Origin of the sequence: Symbiobacterium thermophilum IAM 14863, from assembly GCF_000009905.1 — a bacterium.
GTDB lineage: Bacteria > Bacillota > Sulfobacillia > Symbiobacteriales > Symbiobacteriaceae > Symbiobacterium > Symbiobacterium thermophilum.
In genome coordinates this window covers 288,113-312,677 of sequence record NC_006177.1, presented here as the reverse complement: position 1 = coordinate 312,677, position 24,565 = coordinate 288,113, and the positions used below count along the sequence as shown (strand labels likewise).

The window sequence follows — 24,565 nt, the reverse complement described above, 5'->3', positions numbered from 1 at the left end:
CCCAACATCGCTGCGCAAGCCATCAAGTCCACCACCCGACATGGTTTTCTCTGTGTTTGATAACCTAAAAGGGAGCCATTCGGGGGCCATTTGATCACGCAAAAGGGAGCCACCTCGAACTTCCAAACCTGTAAACTGGGATGTGCCGCATTTCCAGTTTGCAGGGGTGAAAGGATTGAAGATCGAGATGGCTCATGTTGAGCGTATCAGATGGCTGCTTCATGTAGAAGGGAAATCGCAGCGACAGGTTGCTAAGGCGCTCGGAATCTCTCGAAAGACCGTCGCCAAGTACGCCCAGCTTACCGAAATCCCGCGCTATCGGCGGCAGAAGCCGGCCGAGCCGCTGGTGCTGACTCCGGAGTTTCAGGCGGAGATCGAGCGGCGACTCGCCGAAAACGAGATCTTGCCCCGTAAGCAACGGTGGACCGGCAGGACGATCTACGAGGACCTGGTTGCCCTGGGCTACCAGGGCAGCGAGCCCACCGTCCGGCGTCACATCGCTAAGATCCGCAAGTTGAAGCGAATGCAGCCGGCATTCATCCCCCTGGACCACGACCCTGGCGAGAGCATCGAAGTCGATTGGGGTGAGGCGGTGGTCGTCCTAGACGGTGTAGAGGTCACGGTCCACATCCTGTGTGTCCGCTTGCGCTGGAGTGGCATGCCTGTTGTGATTGCGTATCCGACTCAGCGGCAGGAAGCCATGTTCGACGGCCTCCGGCGGGCGCTGGAGCTGCTGGGCGGAGTTCCCCGCCGCATGACCCTGGACAACCTGAAGCAGGCGGTCAAGCGGATTCTGGAAGGCCGCAACCGGGAAGAGCAGGACGCCTTCCTGAGCTTCCGCACCTACTACCTCATCGACAGCAACTTCTGCAACCCGGCTTCCGGCAACGAGAAGGGCTCGGTAGAGAATCTGGTCGGCCTGGCCCAGCGCTACATCGTCGGGCCACACCGGGAAGCCAGGACCTGGGACGAGCTCAACGCCATTCTGTGGCAGCGGTGCCTGGAGTATGCCAGGCGTGTCCCACAGGGTTCGACGCAGTCCATCCTGGAGCGCTGGGAGCACGAGAAGAAGTTCCTGCGCCCTCTGCCTGCCCGGCCATTCGACTGCTGCAAGGTGGCGCTGGTCACGAGCAACAAGGTGTCCTGCGTGACGTTCGAGACCTGCCGTTACTCCGTGCCAGTTCAGTATGCGAACCGGTCCCTGCAGGTGCGGGCTTACTGGGACCGGATCGACATTTACGTCGGGCAGGAGAAGATCGCCAGTCATCCCCGCTGCTACGAACGTAACCGGGAGATCCTCGATCTGGACCACTACCTCGAACTCCTTCACGCGAAGCCTGGGGCGCTGGAGCAGGCGAAGCCCTTCCGGATGGCGCAGCTTCCGGCCGTTTACCACCAGTTCCGGGCCGAGCTGCAGGCACAGGGTCGCAGTGACCGGGAGTTCATCGAGATCCTCATGCTGCACCGCACCTATTCGGTTTCAGAGGTAAGCACCGCTCTGGAGCGAGCCCTGGCCCAGCGTACGGCTTGCTACGCAGCCGTCAAGCAACTCCTTGGAGCTCAGCCGGATCTTGCAGATGGAGCACCGCCCTCCACCGCCGGGGAACTGGCCAGCATTCGGGTCCAGCAACCCTCACTGGCTCAGTACAACCGGCTCCTGAAAGGGGGCGTGGTGCATTGAGCCAGGAACTCCTGCTGGACTACTACCTGAAGCGCCTAAAGCTACCCACAGTCCGGCGCCTGTACAAGGATCTGGCGCGGGATGCGGCTGAACACAACAAGACCTTTGAGGAGTACCTACAAGCCCTCATGGAGCAGGAGGTGATCCACCGGGAAGACAACCAGCTTCAGCGCCGTCTCAAGGCCGCCGGCTTCCCTGTTCCCAAGACACTGGAGTCTTTCGACTTCACGGTTATTCCGTCCGTGAACAAGGCGAAGATCCTGGCGCTGAGCAAGAGCGAATACATCCGGGATCGGGAGAACGTCCTCTTCGTTGGAAATAGCGGTACAGGCAAGACTCACCTGGCCACAGCGCTGGGCATCGCGGCGTGCCGGCAGGGCTACCGGGTTCGCTTCTGGCGCGTCGGCCAGCTCGTCGCCGAACTTCAGGAGGCGCAGAATGAGCACCGGCTAAGCCGCCTCGAGAAGCAGTGGCTGCGACTCGATCTGGTCGTGCTGGACGAGCTTGGCTATGTGTCCCTCAGCCGCACGGCCAGTGAACTGCTGTTCCACTTCGTCGCCGCACGCTACGAACGGGGCAGCCTGATGATTACGACGAACCTGGAATTCTCGGAATGGCCGCAGGTGTTTGGGGACGAGAAGATGACAGCGGCGTTGGCAGACCGTGTAACCCACAAGGCACACATCATCGAGATGAACGGGGAGTCGTACCGATTCCGTGAGACCCTCCGGCGGCAGGAAGCCTTGAAGCAGCGCCTGGAGTCACCGTAAGTCCCTTGGGCCTCCGCAGGTAGCCTGACAACTGGAAACGGCAATGGAAACAAAAACAGCCCTATAGGGCTGGCAGGTGGCTCACTTTTCGATGATCAAAGTGGCTCACTATCTCTTTGCGTATTCCGGTCAAATCGACCAGTGATTCCGGTTCAAGCCGACCACTGGTTCTGATCCAAGTCGACCGCCGTTTCCGATCTCATCCGGCCAGCGCGGTGGCACTGAGGGGACGGAGCGAAGTGGCGATGGCTTGGCAGCGCTAAGCCATGCTCGACTGGGATGTCTGGAGGTTCGCTATCTTCCGCATGGATTCCCTCTTCAGGTTCAGTTTGTGCGCACCATGTACCAGGCGGTCCAAGATCGCATCGGCTACGGTAGCGTCGCCGATCACACTGTGCCACGTTTCGATCGGCAACTGCGAGGCAATCACTGTCGACCGTGCCTGTGTACGATCATCGATGACTTCGAGAAGGTCTCGGGATTCCGCCACAGAGATGGGAGCGAGACCCCAGTCGTCCAGGATCAGTACATCGGTCCGGGCCAGGGTGTTGAGGATGCGGCGAAGGGAGCCATCAACCCGAGCGGTAGCCAGCTCGGCAAGGAGTCGCGGCACTCGGTAGTAGCGAACGGTGTAGCCGTGCCGGCAGGCGGCGTTGCCCAGGGCGCACGCGATAAACGTTTTCCCCACACCGGTGGGTCCAACAATCAGGATGTGCTGGCCGTACTCGACCCACTGGCATGCGGCGAGGCTCCGCATGACGGTTCGGTCCAGGCCGCGCGGATGCTGGTAGTCAACATCCTCCATGCATGCGGCCACGCGGAATTTCGCCTCTTTGAGAAGCCGAGCCAGGCGCCGGTTTTGCCGGTCGAGCCATTCCTGATCCACGAGGAGTTCCAGACGTTCCTCGAACGACAGGGACTGGAGTTCAGGTTGCTGCTGTTGGCGCACCAGGGCGTCAGCCATGCCGCGAAGCCGCATTTCCCGAAGCCTTTCAATCGTCGTCTGCAAGGGCATTCGTTACGGCCCTCCCCCTGCGTAATAGTCGGGGCCCCGCAGATTGGGATGCACCGGAGTGGCTTGGTTGTCCGGCGGGCCAGGCAGCGGCGCTTGATCGAGGTTATGGGCCAGGATGGACTTCACACTGCTGTAGCTGAACGTCCGGGCCGCACATGCCCGAGCGGCGGCCGCTTCGAGACGGTCGGAGCCATACTTCCTGGCCAGGTGGATGATGCCAAGGCACGACCGGAAGCCCTGCTCCGGATGCGGCTTCTCCTCCAGGATCGTCACCACCAACTGCGCCGTGTGGGGTCCGACCGATTCCGCCCAACGCCGCAACTTGGACGGGGTCCATTCCCGATGCCGGCGGTGGGAGGCCGGCATGTGCTGAATCTGGGTGACGGACCGTCCACGGCCGGTCGCCCGTGGATGGCAGGCTACTCGTTTTCCCCGGTGCAAGATTTCCACCAGGCCGTCCGTGAGGCGGATATCCACCGTCTCCCCAACCAACGGGTACGGGACACTGTAGTAGTTGCGGTCGACCTCGACATGGTAGTCGAGATTGACCTTGGCTTTCCGCCACTCAGCAAACTCATAACGCTGCGGCGGTAAAGGGCGCAACGCCGGCTTGTCCAGCGTTTCGTACAGGCTCCGGCGCGTTCCTTCGAGTTTTTGGAACGGTCGGTCGTTGAGTCTGGCCACGGCCTCTCGAATTGCCCGGTTCGCGTCGTGAAGACTGAAAAAGGTGTGGTTCCGCAGGGCGGCAAGAATCCAGCGCTCCACCACCAGGACCGCGTTTTCGACTTTCGCCTTATCCCTGGGGCTGCGGGGTCTTGCCGGAATGACCGCAGCGCCGTAATGGGCCGCCATTTCCTGATAAGCCGGGTTGAGATCCGGTTCGTAGCGGCAAGCGCGGGTGACGCCGGCCTTCGGATTGTCCGGCACGATGATCTCTGGAACGCCACCGAAGAACTCCAGGGCGTCGCAGTGGGCTTTGATCCAGGAACGCAGGTCCTGAGCCGGATAGGCCTTGGCAAAGGTGTAATTGCTGGCCGGCAGAACGGCAACAAAGATCGGAGCCTGCCAAACCTCTCCCGTCTCGCGGTCATGAATGGGCACGGTATCGCCGGCGAAATCCACCTGCATCTGCTCACCTGCCCGATGCGGTTGCCGGAGAACGACATCGAGCTTGGAACGCCACTGCCGGTATCGCTGGCAGAACTGGCTGTACTGCAGCCCATCTGGATGATTCTGCTTATATTCCCACCACAGGAGCTGCAGGGTAACCCCTTTTCGGGCCAGTTCCCGGTGGATGTAGGCCATGTCTGGCAAGGGCCGCTCTACTAGCCCTTGGGGGTTTCCTGGGTAAAGCTTGGCCTCAAGTTCTGCGTCGTCGATGTTCGGCAGCGGCCAGGAAAGGCCGGAGCATTCAAACCGCCGAAGCATGTCCAGCACGGTGCTGTGCGAGATCGAGAGGCTCCGGGCAATCTGCCGGGCGGAGAGCCCGACCTCCCACTTCAAGCGAAGGATCTCTCTGATCTTGCGCATCGACAACCTCCGATTTGCCAAGGCTTGCCCACGTCCTCTCGTGTGGAGATGTTATCCACAATTCGGGAGGAGCCGGCAAAACCCTGTAATGGTCGACCATGCCGCTTCGCTCTAGGATTCGAGCCGGTCGATTTGGGCCGGAATGGGCGGTCGACTATCCCCGCAAACGGTGGTCGATTTCATCCGTAATAAGTGGACGGATTCGACCGGAATGAGTGGTCGAATCCGTCCGGAATACGCACCGGCCAGCCCTTCGCATCGCCCTTGTCCGTTCCAGGCACTCCACGAAGAGTTCCACCACCGCCTGGACGCTGGCGGCGTGCAGGGCAAACTGCCCACCCTTGGTCAGGGCCTTCAGTTCCCCTTCGTCCAGCCACCGCCCCTGCTGCCGCCCCTGCCGGTGGAGTTCCAGGCACCGGTTCCACACCCGGGCCGCCTCCAGGCGCAGGGAGGTGCAGTCACGTCCGCAGCCGAAGCCGAAGTTTCTGGGCGTCGACGAGTTCGCTGCCAAGCGGGGACAGGTGTACAACACGGTCTTCGTTGACCTGGAGGAGCGCAGGATTCTCGATGTCGTCGAGACCAGGGAGAAGAAGCCCGTCCGAGAGCACCTAAAGCAGTATGAGAAGAGTGTCCAGGCAGTGTGCATCGACCTGAATGAAGCCTTCCGTCAGGCGGTGCGTCAAGCGCTACCGGAGGCAGAGATCGTGGCCGACAAGTTCCACGTGATCCGGTTGGCCAACTACGCCCTCAACGCCGTCCGTAAACGGGTCCGGCGTCAGATCAAGGGCGACAGAACGCACCCCATCTTCCGCAGCCGGAGCGTCCTGCTTCGAAACTTTGAAGACTTGAGTTCCAGCCAGCGTAAGCGCCTATCGCAACTCCTCGCCCTATCCCCCGAGCTGCGGGCGGCCTACGCTGCCAAGGAGCGCCTCCGTCGCTGGTACAACACCAGCACCACAGAGAACTCAAGCCACCGCCTGGCCCAACTCATCTCCTGGTTACTGGCCTCCGGGGTGCCTGAACTGAAGCACTTGGCCACAACCTTTCTCCGTTGGCAGAGAGAGCTCGCCAACTACCATCGCTACCGAATCTCCAACAGTATCACCGAAGGCTTGAACAACAAGATCAAGGTGATCAAGCGTCAGGCCTACGGATTCCGCTCCTTCGAGAACTTCCGCCGGAAGATCCTGCTGGCTGCCTAGTTTCCAGTTTCCAAGATGGTGACGTGGCCGCGTTCACTGCCTCCACAACAATTGACGGAGAGCGCAAAAAAAGAAGACGGCCCGGCGCTAATCACCAGGTGGTCTTCTCCTGATCGTGTGGACTGGACCCACTTGCACTGTTATCATACGGCGGACACCCCGTTTCCGTCAACTGAGCCTTTCACCCTCCAGGCTGAAATCGGACCCACCGAAAGGAGCGGCTGGCGCCGCTCTGCTGCCCGAATGGCCCTCTGCCCGGTGAACGGGACGGCGTGCTGTTAATGGCAGGGGGTTAGTTGTGCTTCTGACCCCACCCGGCGAAGCCGGATTCGGCGGTTCCCCTATCCCCTGATCCAAAAGCACGCGTGTATCTTCTTTGGGTATCTTCCTTATATAACTTCGGTTATCAGTGGTGATAACCCCTCCCCTATCAGCCGTGATACCCCCTATCACCTGTGATAAGGGGCACCCATTATCGCTAATGATACCCCCTATCACGGGTGATAAGGGGTACTCTCTATATCATTATATGGTGATATTGTCAATATTCTCTTGAGACACCTCTTGCGCCCAACCCTGTCATAATGTACAATGTTTACAGGCAGTGATGACCCCACTCCCTGGCGGGCGCTCCCCGGCGCACCGGCCGGACACCGGCCCACGGGCCAGCCTGCACCACCCGGCGCAGGCCCGGCGCCTCACCGGGCGCCCCCCAGCCGCTCCGCCACCAGCGGAGCAGAAACGGCTCACCGGCCGCTCCATAATATAGGTGAAGCCGGACAACGAACCCAAGACGCCAGGCCCTCGCCAGGCCGGGCCGTCTGTGTGAAGGAGGGCACGCTGTGGAGCGGATGATCAACGTCGAAACCCTGCGATTTGCCATTGCTGAGGGCTGCTTACCGGAGGGCATGTGGTCCGTGCCGGTGTACGCGCGGAACCCGCGCGAAGCGGCTGAAATCAAGCGGCTGGCCGAATCCGAGTACCTGTACTGCGTTCCTCGCGGCCCTTTGGCCTACTACGTCGGCACGGACCCGGCCTTGATCGACCCACTGTACTGGTACACGATCCAGACCGCCCAGCACACAGTCTGACCCACTAACTGCCAACCAGCCCGGCCCAACAGCGGGGCCGAGCGCCCAATAAAGGAGGCGCACCGATGATCACACGCATCGAGTACGTCGTGTGTCCCACCCGCCTAGTGCCGGATGCCCCCTACATCTCGCAATTGGCCAGCGCCGATGCCCTGGCCGACCTGATTCGGAAAGAACTGCGGGCGGCGTATCCTGCCGCAGAAGTAGTCGTCCGCGTTGCCCGTCTGATGGAGATGCTGGCCCCAGACGCCTGCCTCCAAGTGGTCGCAGAGGACGGCTGTGACCAGGATGCCCGCCTGGCCGTGGAGCAGATCATCCAATCGGTCTGCACAGACCGCCAAGCTGAGTGGATCATCATAGACCGGACCGAACCCATGCTCCAGTCGGATGTTGCGGCCATAGCCGAAAACATACTGCGCTGCCATCTGGGCAGGCTCCACCCTCCCGGTACCATCCACTCGACCGTCCGGGAATGGGCTAGCCGGATCATCAGTGATCCGTCCTATGCCGAGACCCTGGCGGAGGTGGGCGGCGAGGTGCCGTACCACCAGCTAACCCAATACCAGGCCGGGATCACCGCCCTGGTTTCGGACCTGTGCCACGATCTGGTCAGGTTTCGCCGGGGAGAAGCGACAGACCTGGCGCCGGCCATTATCTGGGCTTATGAGCGACACCTAAGTGTCCTGACCGACCCGCCAGCCCCCTCTCCATCAGCTGCCTGGCATCTCCCCAGCCCCAGCGAGAAACGACAGTAACCCCGCGAACTGCGGGAGCCCCATGTGGCCGTACACAAACCCACCTCCAGACCGCTCGTGGTGCGCCGTTCCGGTGTATACAGAGCAACAAAAACGCCGTAAGAAGTGGCCCTGAGACAGCCTTCTGAGGCGTTTTTGTATACACGGGAGGCTCAAGCCCTTCTACTCCGCGGCTTCGGGCGTGTATACAAGATCACAAGACCATTGTCGGGCCATTTCCACGTGGATTGCCACGGGGATTTCCACGTTGATTTCCACGGGCGTTTCCACGCCATTTTCCACGGATGTTTCCACGTCCCCTTCCACTAGTGGGTTCCACGCCGGGGAAAGAGGACCGATGCCCACAAGCCAGGCGTGGTGCGGGCCAGCGGGTTCAGAGCCCGGCGAATTAGGTCTGCGTATACACCGACTCGGCTATCGCCGCTCGCCCCTGGCGGGGCTTCGTAATTCGCCCTTCGCTCTGCCGCACTGACATGGCATGCGAGAGTGCCACCGGAAATGCCGCTCAGAAATGACCGCCCGGCCTACCGCTGCCGAGCGGTCTTTTCTTCTCCTTACAGCTGTCGCCGTCCGGCCCGCCGCGCTGCGAGCGCCAGCCCCTCCTGCCGCAAGCACCACATCACGGTTCCGGGGCGCCGCCGGTCGCGGAAATACCCAAGCGAGAGGCCGAGGGACACCATCATTAGGACGATGTGGTACGGTTGCGAGGCCGTCCATGTAGCGGGGTCCGTCAACAGGACCCACCAGATCAGGGGTATGAGACCTATCGGAGCCAGCACTCCAGCCGAGAGGGCCAGCCACCTGCCCACGGTGCCGGAGGCCGTCCTGCGGCCGCCAACGGCAAGGTATACGATCAGGCTAAGCAGGGTCACGAGCCGCCGGGCGGCCAAGCAGGCCAGAACGCCAACAGCCAGAGACGCAAGCATGGTTGCAGTGGTCACAGGATCAACCTCCTTACACACCGTCTCACTGTAGAACTTTTATGCGACTGTCGTGGTTTCGCGATCCGCCGAAAGGAGCGGCTGGCGCCGCTTGTGGTGCCTTTGGGGCCGCCTTGCTTGGGGAATCACCGTGACATCTCAAAGCAGAGCCTTAGTTGTGGGACCGTCCGGCGAAGCCGGACCTTTCGGCGATCCCAGTTCCCAGCACGCGCATGTATATGTGTATCTTTCTTTATATAACTTCGGTTATCACCCGTGATAAGGGGTGGTCTATCTCACCTGATACCCCTATCACCAGTGATAAGGGGTGTCTCCTCTTATGATGGGTCCGTTGATTTGTCAAGTGTTGTTTTTGCCGCCTACTTAAAACGGAAACACCTGTTCGCATGTGGTATGATTAGACGCAGGGAGGGATCGCTGTGGACACTACTGCCATGACCCTGGCCCACCTGCGTGCGGCAGCAGATGGGCACTGGCTCCCAGCTGCCGCTCTGGCCCACGAGGCCGCAGAACGTGCCGCCGCCGCCCACTGCACCCGAGATGCTGGCCTGGCCCTGCTGACCCTGGCCAGGGGGAATCCATGCGGAAGATAGCGAACCTCCAGACATCCCAGTCGAGCATGGCTTAGCGCTGCCAAGCCATCGCCACTTCGCTCCGTCCCCTCAGTGCCACCGCGCTGGCCGGATGAGATCGGAAACGGCGGTCGACTTGGATCAGAACCAGTGGTCGGCTTGAACCGGAATCACTGGTCGATTTGACCGGAATACGCACCACCGGGCGTTCGGCCTCATCACCGGTGAGGTGGGATCCGGCAAGACCACTGCGATCCGTACCCTCTACGACCTGCTGGATCGCAGCCGGAATCCGTTTGTCTACATTGCCGACTCCAAGCTCACGCCCACGGCCTTTTACCGCGACGTGCTCACCCAGCTCGGTGTCGCCGCACCCTACCACTTCCTGAGCCGAGAGGCCCGCCGGCTGTTTGAGCAGACCATCCTGGACGGCTACCGGCTGCACGGGCTGCAGCCCGTCATCGTCTTGGACGAGGCCCATCTGCTGCCGCACGCCATGCTGCAGGAAGTGCGGTTCCTGCTCAACTTCCACCTGGATTCGGCCTGTCCCATGACCTTTCTGCTGGTGGGCCAGTCCGAACTGCGCGGCATGCTCCGCCTGCGCACCTTCGAAGCCATCGCCCAGCGCGTTCAGGTGCGGTACCATCTGGGGCCGCTGAGCGACGAAGAAAGCGTCGCGTACATCCGGCACCATCTGCGCCGGACGGGCGTCGACCACGACATCTTCTCGGAACAGGCGCTGCAGAAGATCGCCGCCGAGTCCCGCGGGCTTCCCCGGGTCATTAACACACTCTGCACCAACTGCCTGCTGGACGCCTGCTCCCGTGAACAGCGCTTTGTGGACGAGGCCAATGTCGACCGGGTTCTGTTTGAGCTGCAGGATCTGCAGACCGCCAAGGGCAGCAGCCCGTGGTAATGGAGGGATGACTCGTGCTGGCCTCACTGCGAGCGACCGTGCTGCCTCAGTTTACGGTTGAGGTCTACTTCGATTGTGAGCCGGACTGCCGGACGCACCCACGTTACGTACTCGTGCTCCGGGATGGAACGACTGGTGCCGTCGAGCTGGAGTTCCCCAGCGCCCGAGATCTTCGTGCATTCCTCGCCAGGAGCCGCCAGGCACTCACGGAGTGCCGGAGGACGGCACGGATTCACCGAGCCCAAGCAAACGGGTCGCATCCGGAACTGTACAAGCTACACTGTTCTAAGCTCAGCAGGGGCGACCGGCTTGCCGGTCGCCCCCGATCCTGGCGACAAACCAACGCGTCAGTTGACGAACGACACTGTCGCCAGTCAAGTCACTGCCAAATAGCGCGGGCAACAACAAGTGTATCGCTACGGAGCGCATCGGATGGCAGACAGCCGGTGAAGAGAACGTAGGCGGCAGCCGTCCGGCCGGACGGGTGAGCGACCCGACCGGAGGCCGTGTTGTAGTAATGGAGACGGACCCCGAGTACCGGGCAACCTGGCAGCGGGTCCGGCTGGTGGAGCACGCCCTGGAGGTCCTGACTCCGGTGGAGCGGCAGCTGATCCAAGCCATCTACATCGACCAGACGCACAACTTAGTGGGCGCCGCCCTGCTGATCGGCTACAGCCGGGCGCAGACCGCCCGCATCCGACAGCGAGCCCTAGCCCGACTGGCCATGGCGATGGGGCTCATCTGAGATCCAACCAGTGACTTGTCCGATAATACTGCGCCTGCACTTGCTCAGCGTCTTGACCTTCGCCCATTCACAAACCCGAAAACAGGCGCATGGGGGTGTGACCCATGCGATCAGATACAGTCCCGGCCTACCGCTTACCCGGATGGTACGTGGGCCCGGACCACCGAAGCGGATGCCGCCGCCGAACGTAAGGTGGCGGCCATCCTCTACCGGCATGGTCTGGCCGTCGTGAAGGCGGGCGGTCTGGCGGAGATCAACCTCCTGGCCGTGGCCGGCGAGCGGTTGGTCGGCGCGGTAGAGGTCAAGCGGCGGTATCATGAGGCTGCCAGGTACCCCACCCTCTACATCAACTTGCGGAAGGTTGCGGCCATGGCCACGTGGTCCGTCGCCCTCGGCGTTCCGGCCTGGTTCGTGGTGGTCTATGACGACCAGGTACAGGCTATCAGCCTGGCAGACCTCCCCGGTGCCGTGGGTGGGTGCCGGGTTGACGGCTACCGGGTCCGGCACGGAGCCACCGCCCTGGAACCCGTGCTGGAGGTCCGGGTCAACGCCATGCGGCTCATCGGCCGGACGGAGGAGACCGCCGAGGTGGAGATCGGCGGCCCGGCCTCCATTCCCGACCAGTCCCGGATGGTGGACCTGGACGGCCAGCCGCTCCTCCGGGATCAGGCCACACTCGACCAGGCGGTGGCCATCGCCGGACGCCTGGCTCCACTCCTCGGCGGTGATCGGGTGGGCCACTTCGGGCCGATCAGCCCCCTGGACTGCTGGGCGGCCCGTGGCGACCGTCCCCTGGTCCTGGTCCTGACCACCTGCCTGCCGCTCCCGCCGGAGTGGCACCGGGTGGTCACCCTCCCCCTCCGGCTAGTCCTGGCCCTCCAGGCAACAGCCCAGCTGGCCGGGCTCCGCGCCGTGGTGGCCGTCCAGGCCGACACCGACCTCTGCTGGCTCGAACGGACCAGCCGCTCACACCGGACTGGATAACAGGCACGGTGGCACTCCCGCTGGCGGCCTTCCGCATGGCCCCGCAAGCGGCCTAAGAAACACGAAAACGCCCCCAACCTCCGTGGTCAGGGGCGTTGTCTTGTTGGTTCGGGTGGTGTTTACAACAGAAATACTGGGTCGGCGGTGTTGGAGAACGCCAGCATGCGCTCCCCCTCCACCCGGGTGCACATGTTGCTCCTGCGGAAGCGCGCCGTGATCACAGCGTCCATGGGATATCCTGCGGCCAGGCCCATGGAGAGGACAAACGCACCCTCGCCCGGCACGTTGAAGAGCGGGCGCATGAGCGGCGTGAACAGCACCCCGATGAAGTGAACGACGCCGAGCCCCAGCAGCATCTCACTCAGGATGAAAAAGGGCAGCAAGGACGGGAAAACAACGGTGAAGAACAGGTTCATCCCTTCCTTGGCGGCCTCCAGGGACTCCTTCGGGTAGATCACCAGCGCCGCGGTCAACATCACCGCCACGGCCGCCAGGACCGGGGTCGTGAACTTGCCTCGCATGGAGCACCTCCGGGTCTCGAGTGTGGCGCGTCCCATCCGGGCCGCGAGACATGCTTATGTGCCGGAGACGCTTTCCATGCGATCAGCGTCCGCAGCCGTCTTCGGTGCGGTAGTACAGGAGACCACCGCACGCGGCGGTGGTCTCCAAGTGAGTCTGGGCAGCGACCTGTTCTCCCCCTTGCGGAGTACCTTCGGCCCTGGAGGGCTTAACTTCCGTGTTCGGAATGGGAACGCCCTATCGCCGTCCGCTGCGCGGACCGCTACCGGGCCGCGGCAACCCTTCGGGTTGCCTCCGGGTGATCCCCTCCGGCTCTGACACGCCTGCAGTAGCAAAAGACCGCCGCATCGCCTGCGGCGGTCTCCAAATGAGTTTGGGCAGCGACCTATTCTCCCCCTTGCGGAGTACCTTCGGCCCTGGAGGGCTTAACTTCCGTGTTCGGAATGGGAACGGGTGATCCCCTCCGGCATCGCCACCCAAAACCTTGGAGGTCTTACCCTCAAAACCACACAGTGAACACACATGTCAGCGAAATCAAGCCCTCGGCCGATTAGTACCGGTCCGCTCCATGCCTTACGGCACTTCCACTCCCGGCCTATCTACCTGGTCATCTTCCAGGGGCCTTACTCCCTTGCGGGATGGGAGATCTCATCTTCGGGCCGGCTTCGCGCTTAGATGCTTTCAGCGCTTATCCGTTCCGGCCATGGCTACCCAGCTGTACCCCTGGCGGGATAACTGGTACACCAGCGGGCCGTCCACCCCGGTCCTCTCGTACTAGGGGCAGATCCCGTCAAATCTCCTCCGCCTGCGATGGATAGGGACCGAACTGTCTCACGACGTTCTGAACCCAGCTCGCGTACCGCTTTAATCGGCGAACAGCCGAACCCTTCGGACCGACTTCAGCCCGAGGATGCGATGAGCCGACATCGAGGTGCCAAACCTCCCCGTCGATGTGGACTCTTGGGGGAGATCAGCCTGTTATCCCCAGGGTAGCTTTTATCCGTTGAGCGACGGCCCTTCCACCCGGAACCGCCGGATCACTAAGCCCGTCTTTCGACCCTGCTCGACCTGTCTGTCTCGCAGTCAAGCCCGCTTCTGCCTTTGCACTCCACGGATGATTTCCAACCATCCTGAGCGGACCTTTGGGCGCCTCCGTTACCTTTTGGGAGGCGACCGCCCCAGTCAAACTGCCCACCTGGCACGGTCCACGGCCCCGCTCCAGGGGCCTGTGTTAGAACTTCGATGCTGCGAGGGTGGTATCCCAACGGCGCCTCCACCGAATCTGGCGACCCGGCTTCGCAGGCTCCCACCTATCCTGTACACGCACCACCAAAATCCAATGCCAGGCTACAGTAAAGCTCCATGGGGTCTTTCTGTCCAATCGCAGGTAACCTGCATCTTCACAGGTATTGCAATTTCACCGGGTCCCTCGCCGAGACAGTGCCCAAGTCGTTACGCCATTCGTGCGGGTCGGAACTTACCCGACAAGGAATTTCGCTACCTTAGGACCGTTATAGTTACGGCCGCCGTTTACTGGGGCTTCGGTTCAGAGCTTCGGCCTTGCAGCCTGACCCTTCCCCTTAACCTTCCAGCACCGGGCAGGCGTCAGCCAGTATACGTCGCCTTCCGGCTTAGCACTGACCTGTGTTTGTGGTAAACAGTCGCTTGGGCCTCTCCTCTGCAACCCTCCCCCGCTCTGCGGCGTCTCTCCGCTCACGGTTCGAGGGCCATCCTTCTCCCGAAGTTACGGATGCATTTTGCCGAGTTCCTTAGCGAGGGTTCTCCCGCGCACCTGAGGATTCTCTCCCCGCCTACCTGTGTCGGTTTGCGGTACGGGCACCCCGGGTCTCCCTAGCGGCTTTTCTCGGCAGTGTGGCGTCAGGGGCTTCCCTACTTCATTTCGGTCGGCATCGCGTCTCACGTTTAGCCCGGCGGACTTCCCTACCGGGCCACGCTACCCGCTTACCCCGGCTCAACCAGCGGCCGGGTCCCCCTAGCCTCCTGCGTCCCCGCATCGGTCAAGCGACCCGTAGGTGGTACAGGAATGTCGACCTGTTTCCCATCGCCTACGCCATTCGGCCTCGGCTTAGGTCCCGACTGACCCTGAGCGGACGAGCCTTGCTCAGGAATCCTTAGGCTTTCGGTGGACAGGATTCTCACCTGTCTTTTCGCTACTCATACCGGCATTCTCACTTCCATGCGCTCCAGCCGTCCTTCCGGTCGACCTTCGCCGCACATGGAACGCTCCCCTACCACTGCCCTACGGCAGTCCGCAGCTTCGGTGCTCTGCTTAGCCCCGAGTATTTATGGCGCAGCGTCATTCGACCAGTGAGCTGTTACGCACTCTTTCAATGATGGCTGCTTCTAAGCCAACATCCTGGTTGTCTCTACAACGCCACATCCTTGACCACTTAGCAGAGACTTGGGGACCTTAGCTGGCGGTCTGGGCTGTTTCCCTCTTGACGACGGACCTTAGCGCTCGCCGTCTGACTGCCGGCCATACTTGCTGGCATTCGGAGTTTGACTGGGTTCGGTAACCGATAGGGCCCCTAGCCCAATCAGTGCTCTACCTCCAGCAAGCTTCTCTGCCGACGCTAGCCCTAAAGCTATTTCGGGGAGAACCAGCTATCTCCCGGTTCGTTTGGCTTTTCACCCCTATCCACAGCTCATCCGACAGTTTTTCAACACTGACCGGTTCGGGCCTCCACGAGGTCTTACCCCCGCTTCACCCTGGCCATGGATAGATCACCGGGTTTCGGGTCTACAGCCACTGACTACGCCCTCTTCAGACTCGCTTTCGCTTCGGCTCCGGGCCTGAGGCCCTTAACCATGCCAGTGACCGTAACTCGCCGGTTCATTCTTCAATAGGCACGCACTCACCCTTATATGGGGCTCGTACTGCTTGTAGGCACACGGTTTCAGGGTCTCTTTCACTCCGCTCCCGCGGTGCTTTTCACCTTTCCCTCACGGTACTGGTTCACTATCGGTCGCCAGGCGTATTTAGCCTTGGAGGGTGGTCCCCCCGGATTCCCACGGGATTCCTCGTGTCCCGTGGTACTTGGGATCCGCCAAGCGGTCCTTCGCCTTTCGCCTACAGGGCTATTACCTTCTGTGGCCGGCCTTTCCAGACCTGTTCAGCTAGGCTCAGGAGCATCGCTTCATCGGCGTCCCGCAACCCCAGCCCCGGCTCAGCCGGAACTGGTTTAGGCTCCTCCCCGTTCGCTCGCCGCTACTGAGGGAATCTCGGTTGATTTCTTTTCCTCGCCCTACTGAGATGTTTCAGTTCGGGCGGTGCCCTCCTCACAGCCTATGGATTCAGCTGTGGGTGACTGGCCATTACGCCAGCCGGGTTGCCCCATTCGGAGATCCCCGGATCTACGCCTGCTTGCGGCTCCCCGAGGCTTATCGCAGCTTGCCACGTCCTTCATCGGCGCCTGGCGCCCAGGCATCCGCCGTGTGCCCTTTCCAGCTTGATTTCGCTGTCAGCGCTTCCCGCGCTGTGCGTCCACTGTGCAGTTTTCAAGGTACGACCTGCGGACCAGGAGTTCTGAGTATACCGGTCTCACCGGCCCCTCACAACCCACAAGTCCTGGAAGGTGAGGAAGTCCAAGAAGTGACCGCCCGAAAAGGCGGTCCTCTCGAACCCTCAAAACCAGACAGTGCAGATCGGTCGCCTTGCAAGCCGTCAGCTTGCCTCGACCCGCTTCCGCAGACCGAGGATCGACCTAGGAGTCCTTCCCCCTTTCCGGGGAAGCCGTCTCCTTAGAAAGGAGGTGATCCAGCCGCACCTTCCGATACGGCTACCTTGTTACGACTTCACCCCAGTCACCGGCCCCACCTTCGGCGGCTGCCTCCCTTGCGGGTTAGCTCACCGACTTCGGGTGTTGCCAGCTCCCATGGTGTGACGGGCGGTGTGTACAAGGCCCGGGAACGTATTCACCGCGGCATGCTGATCCGCGATTACTAGCAACTCCGACTTCACGCAGGCGAGTTGCAGCCTGCGATCCGAACTGAGACCGCCTTTTGCGATTCCCTCCCCCTCGCAGGTTCGGCTCGCTCTGTGACGGCCATTGTAGCACGTGTGTAGCCCAGGACATAAGGGGCATGATGATTTGACGTCATCCCCACCTTCCTCCGGTTTGTCACCGGCAGTCTCGCATGAGTGCCCGGCTTTACCCGCTGGCAACATGCGACAGGGGTTGCGCTCGTTGCGGGACTTAACCCAACATCTCACGACACGAGCTGACGACAACCATGCACCACCTGTCTCACCGTTCCTCTCATTAGAGAGGCACTCCCGCATCTCTGCAGGATTCGGTGGATGTCAAGCCCTGGTAAGGTTCTACGCGTTGCTTCGAATTAAACCACATGCTCCGCTGCTTGTGCGGGCCCCCGTCAATTCCTTTGAGTTTCAACCTTGCGGCCGTACTCCCCAGGCGGAGCGCTTAATGCGTTAGCTACTGCACGAGGGGGGTCGATACCCCTCACACATAGCGCTCATCGTTTACGGCTAGGACTACCAGGGTATCTAATCCTGTTTGCTCCCCTAGCTTTCGCGCCTCAGCGTCAGTGACTCCCCAGGCAGCCGCCTTCGCCACTGGTGTTCCTCCCGATCTCTACGCATTTCACTGCTACACCGGGAATTCCACTGCCCTCTAGAGCACTCAAGCCCGCCAGTTTCAGAGGCACCCCCGGGGTTGAGCCCCGGTCTTTCACCCCTGACTTAACAGGCCGCCTACACGCCCTTTACGCCCAGTAATTCCGGACAACGCTCGCCCCCTACGTATTACCGCGGCTGCTGGCACGTAGTTTGCCGGGGCTTCCTCGCCTGCTACCGTCAAACCCCGCCCATTTCCTGACAGGGCCCTTCTTCGCAGGCAACAGAGCTTTACAACCCGAAGGCCTTCTTCGCTCACGCGGCGTTGCTGCATCAGCCTTTCGGCCATTGTGCAAAATTCCCGACTGCTGCCTCCCGTAGGAGTCTGGGCCGTGTCTCAGTCCCAGTGTGGCCGGTCGCCCTCTCAGGCCGGCTACCCATCGTCGCCTTGGTGGGCCGTTACCCCGCCAACCAGCTAATGGGCCGCGGACCCCTCCTCTGCCAGCGCCACTGACTCCAGCGCCTTTTCTCCCAAACCCATGCGGGTCCGTGAGCTTATCCGGTATTAGCAGGCCTTTCGGCCTGTTATCCCAGAGCAGAGGGCAGGTTATCCACGTGTTACTCACCCGTCCGCCGCTGGGTCTCAGGGCCGAAGCCCTGAAACCCCGCTCGACTTGCATGTCTTAGGCACGCCGCCAGCGTTCGTCCTGAGCCAGGATCAAACTCTCCGTGGAAAGCTTGATGTTGGCTCCTTTGGAATACCGGCTCGCTCGGCTTCCCTCTCTGCACTGTCCAGTTTTCAAGGTTCGAGATCTCGCTGCCGTCAGGCGACAGCTTCACCAGTTTAGCAATCTCCCGGCTTCGTGTCAACAGGCCAACTCGTTCCAGCCAGCCGTTTCCGCCGTGAGCTGCGCCGCCGGTGGGCGGCAAGGAGTTATTCTAGCAGGCGCACCGGTCGACGTCAACGCCCAGATGCTGCCGGCACTTCCTCCTGCCTCCCGGCAGGCAACTTCGGAAGCGGCAGAAGCCGCTTCCGAAGTTGGATTGGTTGCGGGGGAGGGATTTGAACCCTCGACCTCCGGGTTATGAGCCCGACGAGCTACCTGGCTGCTCCACCCCGCGGTATGAAACTGGTGCGAGGGCCGGGATTCGAACCCGGGACCTCTCGGTTATCAGCCGAGTGCTCTGGCCTACTGAGCTACCCTCGCGCCTGGAGCTGATGACCGGGCTCGAACCGGTGACCTCGTCCTTACCAAGGACGTGCTCTACCTCCTGAGCTACATCAGCAGAACCCACCCGGAATCCCCGCCGCGCATACCGCGGAGCCCAGGCGACGTGGTGCAGATGGGGAGACTCGAACTCCCACCGGGAGTGGTTACCCGACACGGTCCTGAGCCGTGCGCGTCTGCCAATTCCGCCACATCTGCAAATCTGGCGGAGGCGACGGGATTCGAACCCGCGATCTCGGCCGTGACAGGGCCGCATGTTAGGCCTCTACACCACGCCTCCGCGTATGAACATTGTCTGGTGGTGCGCGGTAGAGGGATCGAACCTCTGACCTCATGAACGTCAATCATGCGCTCTCCCAACTGAGCTAACCGCGCATCTGGCTGCGGCGGCCACCGACACCGCCTCTGGTGGAGCTAAGGGGATTCGAACCCCTGACCTCTTGAATGCCATTCAAGCGCTCTCCCAACTGAGCTATAGCCCCATAACGCTGGAGCGGGTTACGAGACTCGAACTCGCGACCTCCACCTTGGCAAGGTGGCGCTCTACCAACTGAGCTAAACCCGCAGAATCTGGTGGGGAGAGGAGGATTCGAACCTCCGAAGCGTTACGCAACTGATTTACAGTCAGCCCCCTTTGACCACTTGGGTATCTCCCCGCCAGTGGTGGCCCAGGCCAGAATCGAACTGGCGACACCGCGATTTTCAGTCGCGTGCTCTACCAACTGAGCTACCGGGCCATCGGTGGTAGCGGCGGCTGGATTCGAACCAGCGACACTGCGGGTATGAACCGCATGCTCTGACCAGCTGAGCTACGCCGCCATGGTGCCCTATGCAGTTGTTGCAGTGGTGACCCCAAGGGGATTCGAACCCCTGTTTGCGCCGTGAGAGGGCGCCGTCCTAGACCTCTAGACGATGGGGCCGGCAGTGGTGGACCGCGTAGGACTCGAACCTACAACCTGCCGATTAAGAGTCGGATGCTCTACCAATTGAGCTAGCGGTCCAATAGATTTGGGCAGCGACCTATTCTCCCCCTTGCGGAGTACCTTCGGCCCTGGAGGGCTTAACTTCCGTGTTCGGAATGGGAACGGGTGATCCCCTCCGGCATCGCCACCCAAAACCTTGGAGGTCTTACCCTCAAAACCACACAGTGAACACACATGTCAGCGAAATCAAGCCCTCGGCCGATTAGTACCGGTCCGCTCCATGCCTTACGGCACTTCCACTCCCGGCCTATCTACCTGGTCATCTTCCAGGGGCCTTACTCCCTTGCGGGATGGGAGATCTCATCTTCGGGCCGGCTTCGCGCTTAGATGCTTTCAGCGCTTATCCGTTCCGGCCATGGCTACCCAGCTGTACCCCTGGCGGGATAACTGGTACACCAGCGGGCCGTCCACCCCGGTCCTCTCGTACTAGGGGCAGATCCCGTCAAATCTCCTCCGCCTGCGATGGATAGGGACCGAACTGTCTCACGACGTTCTGAACCCAGCTCGCGTACCGCTTTAATCGGCGAACAGCCGAACCCTTCGGACCGACTTCAGCCCGAGGATGCGATGAGCCGACATCGAGGTGCCAAACCTCCCCGTCGATGTGGACTCTTGGGGGAGATCAGCCTGTTATCCCCAGGGTAGCTTTTATCCGTTGAGCGACGGCCCTTCCACACGGAACCGCCGGATCACTAAGCCCGTCTTTCGACCCTGCTCGACCTGTCTGTCTCGCAGTCAAGCCCGCTTCTGCCTTTGCACTCCACGGATGATTTCCAACCATCCTGAGCGGACCTTTGGGCGCCTCCGTTACCTTTTAGGAGGCGACCGCCCCAGTCAAACTGCCCACCTGGCACGGTCCACGGCCCCGCTCCAGGGGCCTGTGTTAGAACTTCGATGCTGCGAGGGTGGTATCCCAACGGCGCCTCCACCGAATCTGGCGACCCGGCTTCGCAGGCTCCCACCTATCCTGTACACGCACCACCAAAATCCAATGCCAGGCTACAGTAAAGCTCCATGGGGTCTTTCTGTCCAATCGCAGGTAACCTGCATCTTCACAGGTATTGCAATTTCACCGGGTCCCTCGCCGAGACAGTGCCCAAGTCGTTACGCCATTCGTGCGGGTCGGAACTTACCCGACAAGGAATTTCGCTACCTTAGGACCGTTATAGTTACGGCCGCCGTTTACTGGGGCTTCGGTTCAGAGCTTCGGCCTTGCAGCCTGACCCTTCCCCTTAACCTTCCAGCACCGGGCAGGCGTCAGCCAGTATACGTCGCCTTCCGGCTTAGCACTGACCTGTGTTTGTGGTAAACAGTCGCTTGGGCCTCTCCTCTGCAACCCTCCCCCGCTCTGCGGCGTCTCTCCGCTCACGGTTCGAGGGCCATCCTTCTCCCGAAGTTACGGATGCATTTTGCCGAGTTCCTTAGCGAGGGTTCTCCCGCGCACCTGAGGATTCTCTCCCCGCCTACCTGTGTCGGTTTGCGGTACGGGCACCCCGGGTCTCCCTAGCGGCTTTTCTCGGCAGTGTGGCGTCAGGGGCTTCCCTACTTCATTTCGGTCGGCATCGCGTCTCACGTTTAGCCCGGCGGACTTCCCTACCGGGCCACGCTACCCGCTTACCCCGGCTCAACCAGCGGCCGGGTCCCCCTAGCCTCCTGCGTCCCCGCATCGGTCAAGCGACCCGTAGGTGGTACAGGAATGTCGACCTGTTTCCCATCGCCTACGCCATTCGGCCTCGGCTTAGGTCCCGACTGACCCTGAGCGGACGAGCCTTGCTCAGGAATCCTTAGGCTTTCGGTGGACAGGATTCTCACCTGTCTTTTCGCTACTCATACCGGCATTCTCACTTCCATGCGCTCCAGCCGTCCTTCCGGTCGACCTTCGCCGCACATGGAACGCTCCCCTACCACTGCCCTACGGCAGTCCGCAGCTTCGGTGCTCTGCTTAGCCCCGAGTATTTATGGCGCAGCGTCATTCGACCAGTGAGCTGTTACGCACTCTTTCAATGATGGCTGCTTCTAAGCCAACATCCTGGTTGTCTCTACAACGCCACATCCTTGACCACTTAGCAGAGACTTGGGGACCTTAGCTGGCGGTCTGGGCTGTTTCCCTCTTGACGACGGACCTTAGCGCTCGCCGTCTGACTGCCGGCCATACTTGCTGGCATTCGGAGTTTGACTGGGTTCGGTAACCGATAGGGCCCCTAGCCCAATCAGTGCTCTACCTCCAGCAAGCTTCTCTGCCGACGCTAGCCCTAAAGCTATTTCGGGGAGAACCAGCTATCTCCCGGTTCGTTTGGCTTTTCACCCCTATCCACAGCTCATCCGACAGTTTTTCAACACTGACCGGTTCGGGCCTCCACGAGGTCTTACCCCCGCTTCACCCTGGCCATGGATAGATCACCGGGTTTCGGGTCTACAGCCACTGACTACGCCCTCTTCAGACTCGCTTTCGCTTCGGCTCCGGGCCTGAGGCCCTTAACCATGCCAGTGACCGTAACTCGCCGGTTCATTCTTCAATAGGCACGCACTCACCCTCATATGGGGCTCGTACTGCTTGTAGGCACACGGTTTCAGGGTCTCTTTCACTCCGCTCCCGCGGTGCTTTTCACCTTTCCCTCACGGTACTGGTTCACTATCGGTCGCCAGGCGTATTTAGCCTTGGAGGGTGGTCCCCCCGGATTCCCACGGGATTCCTCGTGTCCCGTGGTACTTGGGATCCGCCAAGCGGTCCCTCGCCTTTCGCCTACAGGGCTATTACCTTCTGTGGCCGGCCTTTCCAGACCTGTTCAGCTAGGCTCAGGAGCATCGCTTCATCGGCGTCCCGCAACCCCAGCCCCGGTTACCCGAAACTGGTTTAGGCTCCTCCCCGTTCGCTCGCCGCTACTGAGGGAATCTCGGTTGATTTCTTTTCCTCGCCCTACTGAGATGTTTCAGTTCGGGCGGTGCCCTCCTCACAGCCTATGGATTCAGCTGTGGGTGACTGGCCATTACGCCAGCCGGGTTGCCCCATTCGGAGATCCCCGGATCTACGCCTGCTTGCGGCTCCCCGAGGCTTATCGCAGCTTGCCACGTCCTTCATCGGCGCCTGGCGCCTAGGCATCCGCCGTGTGCCCTTTCCAGCTTGATTTCGCTGTCAGCGCTTCCCGCGCTGTGTGTCCACTGTGCAGTTTTCAAGGTACGACCTGCGGACCAGGAGCTCTGAGTATACCGGTCTCACCGGCCCCTCACAACCCACAAGTCCTGGAAGATGAGGAAGTCCAAGAAGTGACCGCCCGAAAAGGCGGTCCTCTCGAACCCTCAAAACCAGACAGTGCAGATCGGTCGCCTTGCAAGCCGTCAGCTTGCCTCGACCCGCTTCCGCAGGCCGAGGATCGACCTAGGAGTCCTTCCCCTTTCCGGGGAAGCTGTCTCCTTAGAAAGGAGGTGATCCAGCCGCACCTTCCGATACGGCTACCTTGTTACGACTTCACCCCAGTCACCGGCCCCACCTTCGGCGGCTGCCTCCCTTGCGGGTTAGCTCACCGACTTCGGGTGTTGCCAGCTCCCATGGTGTGACGGGCGGTGTGTACAAGGCCCGGGAACGTATTCACCGCGGCATGCTGATCCGCGATTACTAGCAACTCCGACTTCACGCAGGCGAGTTGCAGCCTGCGATCCGAACTGAGACCGCCTTTTGCGATTCCCTCCCCCTCGCAGGTTCGGCTCGCTCTGTGACGGCCATTGTAGCACGTGTGTAGCCCAGGACATAAGGGGCATGATGATTTGACGTCATCCCCACCTTCCTCCGGTTTGTCACCGGCAGTCTCGCATGAGTGCCCGGCTTTACCCGCTGGCAACATGCGACAGGGGTTGCGCTCGTTGCGGGACTTAACCCAACATCTCACGACACGAGCTGACGACAACCATGCACCACCTGTCTCACCGTTCCTCTCATTAGAGAGGCACTCCCGCATCTCTGCAGGATTCGGTGGATGTCAAGCCCTGGTAAGGTTCTACGCGTTGCTTCGAATTAAACCACATGCTCCGCTGCTTGTGCGGGCCCCCGTCAATTCCTTTGAGTTTCAACCTTGCGGCCGTACTCCCCAGGCGGAGCGCTTAATGCGTTAGCTACTGCACGAGGGGGGTCGATACCCCTCACACATAGCGCTCATCGTTTACGGCTAGGACTACCAGGGTATCTAATCCTGTTTGCTCCCCTAGCTTTCGCGCCTCAGCGTCAGTGACTCCCCAGGCAGCCGCCTTCGCCACTGGTGTTCCTCCCGATCTCTACGCATTTCACTGCTACACCGGGAATTCCACTGCCCTCTAGAGCACTCAAGCCCGCCAGTTTCAGAGGCACCCCCGGGGTTGAGCCCCGGTCTTTCACCCCTGACTTAACAGGCCGCCTACACGCCCTTTACGCCCAGTAATTCCGGACAACGCTCGCCCCCTACGTATTACCGCGGCTGCTGGCACGTAGTTTGCCGGGGCTTCCTCGCCTGCTACCGTCAAACCCCGCCCATTTCCTGACAGGGCCCTTCTTCGCAGGCAACAGAGCTTTACAACCCGAAGGCCTTCTTCGCTCACGCGGCGTTGCTGCATCAGCCTTTCGGCCATTGTGCAAAATTCCCGACTGCTGCCTCCCGTAGGAGTCTGGGCCGTGTCTCAGTCCCAGTGTGGCCGGTCGCCCTCTCAGGCCGGCTACCCATCGTCGCCTTGGTGGGCCGTTACCCCGCCAACCAGCTAATGGGCCGCGGACCCCTCCTCTGCCAGCGCCACCGACTCCAGCGCCTTTTCTCCCAAACCCATGCGGGTCCGTGAGCTTATCCGGTATTAGCAGGCCTTTCGGCCTGTTATCCCAGAGCAGAGGGCAGGTTATCCACGTGTTACTCACCCGTCCGCCGCTGGGTCTCAGGGCCGAAGCCCCGAAACCCCGCTCGACTTGCATGTCTTAGGCACGCCGCCAGCGTTCGTCCTGAGCCAGGATCAAACTCTCCGTGGAAAGCTTGATGTTGGCTCCTTTGGAATACCGGCTCGCTCGGCTTCCCTCTCTGCA

The 24,565-nt window shown here is 61.2% G+C and carries 11 protein-coding genes, 13 tRNA genes and 6 rRNA genes; 8 read left to right on the top strand and 22 right to left on the bottom strand.

Annotation, left to right across the window (positions count from 1 at the left end; all coding sequences use genetic code 11):
• Positions 1–166: 166 nt before the first annotated feature.
• Both istA (STH_RS01495) and istB (STH_RS01490) read left to right on the top strand, forming a co-directional pair.
• Positions 167–1,681: an IS21 family transposase gene (gene istA, locus STH_RS01495; protein ID WP_011194410.1), complete on the top strand. Its 1,515-nt coding sequence runs from the start codon at positions 167–169 to the stop codon at positions 1,679–1,681.
• Positions 1,678–2,451 (top strand): IS21-like element helper ATPase IstB, encoded by a 774-nt coding sequence (istB, locus tag STH_RS01490; RefSeq protein WP_011194409.1) that lies wholly within the window; start codon positions 1,678–1,680, stop codon positions 2,449–2,451. The genes istA (STH_RS01495) and istB (STH_RS01490) overlap by 4 nt, the downstream gene beginning before the upstream one ends.
• A gap of 259 nt (positions 2,452–2,710) precedes the next feature.
• On the opposite strand, the gene istB (STH_RS01485) is transcribed toward istB (STH_RS01490), so the two are convergent.
• The gene (gene istB / locus STH_RS01485; protein WP_011194408.1) at positions 2,711–3,466 is read right to left on the bottom strand and encodes an IS21-like element helper ATPase IstB; all 756 of its coding nucleotides are present in this window, start codon (positions 3,464–3,466) and stop codon (positions 2,711–2,713) included.
• 3 nt (positions 3,467–3,469) lie between these two features.
• The gene (gene istA, locus STH_RS01480; protein ID WP_011194407.1) at positions 3,470–4,996 is read right to left on the bottom strand and encodes an IS21 family transposase; all 1,527 of its coding nucleotides are present in this window, start codon (positions 4,994–4,996) and stop codon (positions 3,470–3,472) included.
• Between the two features lie 215 nt (positions 4,997–5,211).
• Between istA (STH_RS01480) and STH_RS01470 the strand changes: the two genes are divergently transcribed.
• From STH_RS01470 to STH_RS01440, 6 genes are all read left to right on the top strand, one after another.
• Positions 5,212–6,198 carry an ISL3 family transposase gene (locus STH_RS01470; RefSeq protein WP_083765892.1) on the top strand — a complete coding sequence of 329 codons (987 nt, stop codon included), beginning with the start codon at positions 5,212–5,214 and terminating at the stop codon, positions 6,196–6,198.
• An 842-nt stretch (positions 6,199–7,040) separates the two neighbouring features.
• Positions 7,041–7,289: a hypothetical protein gene (locus tag STH_RS01465; RefSeq protein ID WP_043712995.1), complete on the top strand. Its 249-nt coding sequence runs from the start codon at positions 7,041–7,043 to the stop codon at positions 7,287–7,289.
• A gap of 65 nt (positions 7,290–7,354) precedes the next feature.
• Positions 7,355–8,044: a hypothetical protein gene (locus STH_RS01460; RefSeq protein WP_011194403.1), complete on the top strand. Its 690-nt coding sequence runs from the start codon at positions 7,355–7,357 to the stop codon at positions 8,042–8,044.
• A 1,682-nt stretch (positions 8,045–9,726) separates the two neighbouring features.
• Positions 9,727–10,473, top strand: coding sequence for an ExeA family protein (locus tag STH_RS01450; RefSeq protein WP_083765891.1), 747 nt, complete (start codon positions 9,727–9,729; stop codon positions 10,471–10,473).
• Between the two features lie 517 nt (positions 10,474–10,990).
• Positions 10,991–11,218, top strand: a complete 228-nt coding sequence (locus STH_RS01445; RefSeq protein ID WP_011194398.1) for a hypothetical protein — start codon at positions 10,991–10,993, stop codon at positions 11,216–11,218.
• A gap of 15 nt (positions 11,219–11,233) precedes the next feature.
• Complete coding sequence (locus STH_RS01440; protein WP_420834786.1) at positions 11,234–12,202, top strand: hypothetical protein; 969 nt, start codon at positions 11,234–11,236, stop codon at positions 12,200–12,202.
• A 119-nt stretch (positions 12,203–12,321) separates the two neighbouring features.
• Here the strand turns inward: STH_RS01440 and STH_RS01435 are convergent, their stop codons facing one another.
• From STH_RS01435 to STH_RS01335, 20 genes are all read right to left on the bottom strand, one after another.
• Complete coding sequence (locus STH_RS01435; RefSeq protein WP_011194396.1) at positions 12,322–12,723, bottom strand: nucleoside recognition domain-containing protein; 402 nt, start codon at positions 12,721–12,723, stop codon at positions 12,322–12,324.
• A 370-nt stretch (positions 12,724–13,093) separates the two neighbouring features.
• Positions 13,094–13,201: ribosomal RNA gene (gene rrf / locus STH_RS01425) — 5S ribosomal RNA — on the bottom strand.
• 50 nt (positions 13,202–13,251) lie between these two features.
• A 23S ribosomal RNA gene (locus STH_RS01420) occupies positions 13,252–16,197 on the bottom strand.
• Positions 16,198–16,487: 290 nt separating this feature from the next.
• Positions 16,488–18,052: ribosomal RNA gene (locus tag STH_RS01415) — 16S ribosomal RNA — on the bottom strand.
• 311 nt (positions 18,053–18,363) lie between these two features.
• Positions 18,364–18,440: transfer RNA gene (locus STH_RS01410), tRNA-Met, on the bottom strand.
• Positions 18,441–18,449: 9 nt separating this feature from the next.
• A tRNA-Ile gene (locus STH_RS01405) sits at positions 18,450–18,526 on the bottom strand.
• 3 nt (positions 18,527–18,529) lie between these two features.
• Positions 18,530–18,605: transfer RNA gene (locus STH_RS01400), tRNA-Thr, on the bottom strand.
• A gap of 49 nt (positions 18,606–18,654) precedes the next feature.
• Positions 18,655–18,745 (bottom strand) — tRNA-Leu (locus tag STH_RS01395).
• A 5-nt stretch (positions 18,746–18,750) separates the two neighbouring features.
• Positions 18,751–18,827, bottom strand: a tRNA-Asp gene (locus STH_RS01390).
• A gap of 19 nt (positions 18,828–18,846) precedes the next feature.
• Positions 18,847–18,922: transfer RNA gene (locus STH_RS01385), tRNA-Val, on the bottom strand.
• A 31-nt stretch (positions 18,923–18,953) separates the two neighbouring features.
• A tRNA-Ala gene (locus STH_RS01380) sits at positions 18,954–19,029 on the bottom strand.
• A 7-nt stretch (positions 19,030–19,036) separates the two neighbouring features.
• A tRNA-Gly gene (locus STH_RS01375) sits at positions 19,037–19,112 on the bottom strand.
• 6 nt (positions 19,113–19,118) lie between these two features.
• Positions 19,119–19,203 (bottom strand) — tRNA-Tyr (locus STH_RS01370).
• Between the two features lie 5 nt (positions 19,204–19,208).
• Positions 19,209–19,284: transfer RNA gene (locus STH_RS01365), tRNA-Phe, on the bottom strand.
• Positions 19,285–19,289: 5 nt separating this feature from the next.
• Positions 19,290–19,366: transfer RNA gene (locus STH_RS01360), tRNA-Met, on the bottom strand.
• A gap of 25 nt (positions 19,367–19,391) precedes the next feature.
• Positions 19,392–19,467 (bottom strand) — tRNA-Glu (locus STH_RS01355).
• Positions 19,468–19,472: 5 nt separating this feature from the next.
• Positions 19,473–19,548: transfer RNA gene (locus STH_RS01350), tRNA-Lys, on the bottom strand.
• Between the two features lie 6 nt (positions 19,549–19,554).
• Positions 19,555–19,662: ribosomal RNA gene (rrf, locus tag STH_RS01345) — 5S ribosomal RNA — on the bottom strand.
• 50 nt (positions 19,663–19,712) lie between these two features.
• Positions 19,713–22,657 (bottom strand): 23S ribosomal RNA (locus STH_RS01340).
• A gap of 289 nt (positions 22,658–22,946) precedes the next feature.
• Positions 22,947–24,511: ribosomal RNA gene (locus STH_RS01335) — 16S ribosomal RNA — on the bottom strand.
• The 16S, 23S and 5S rRNA genes sit together here with 13 tRNA genes alongside, the layout of an rRNA operon.
• Positions 24,512–24,565: the final 54 nt, after the last annotated feature.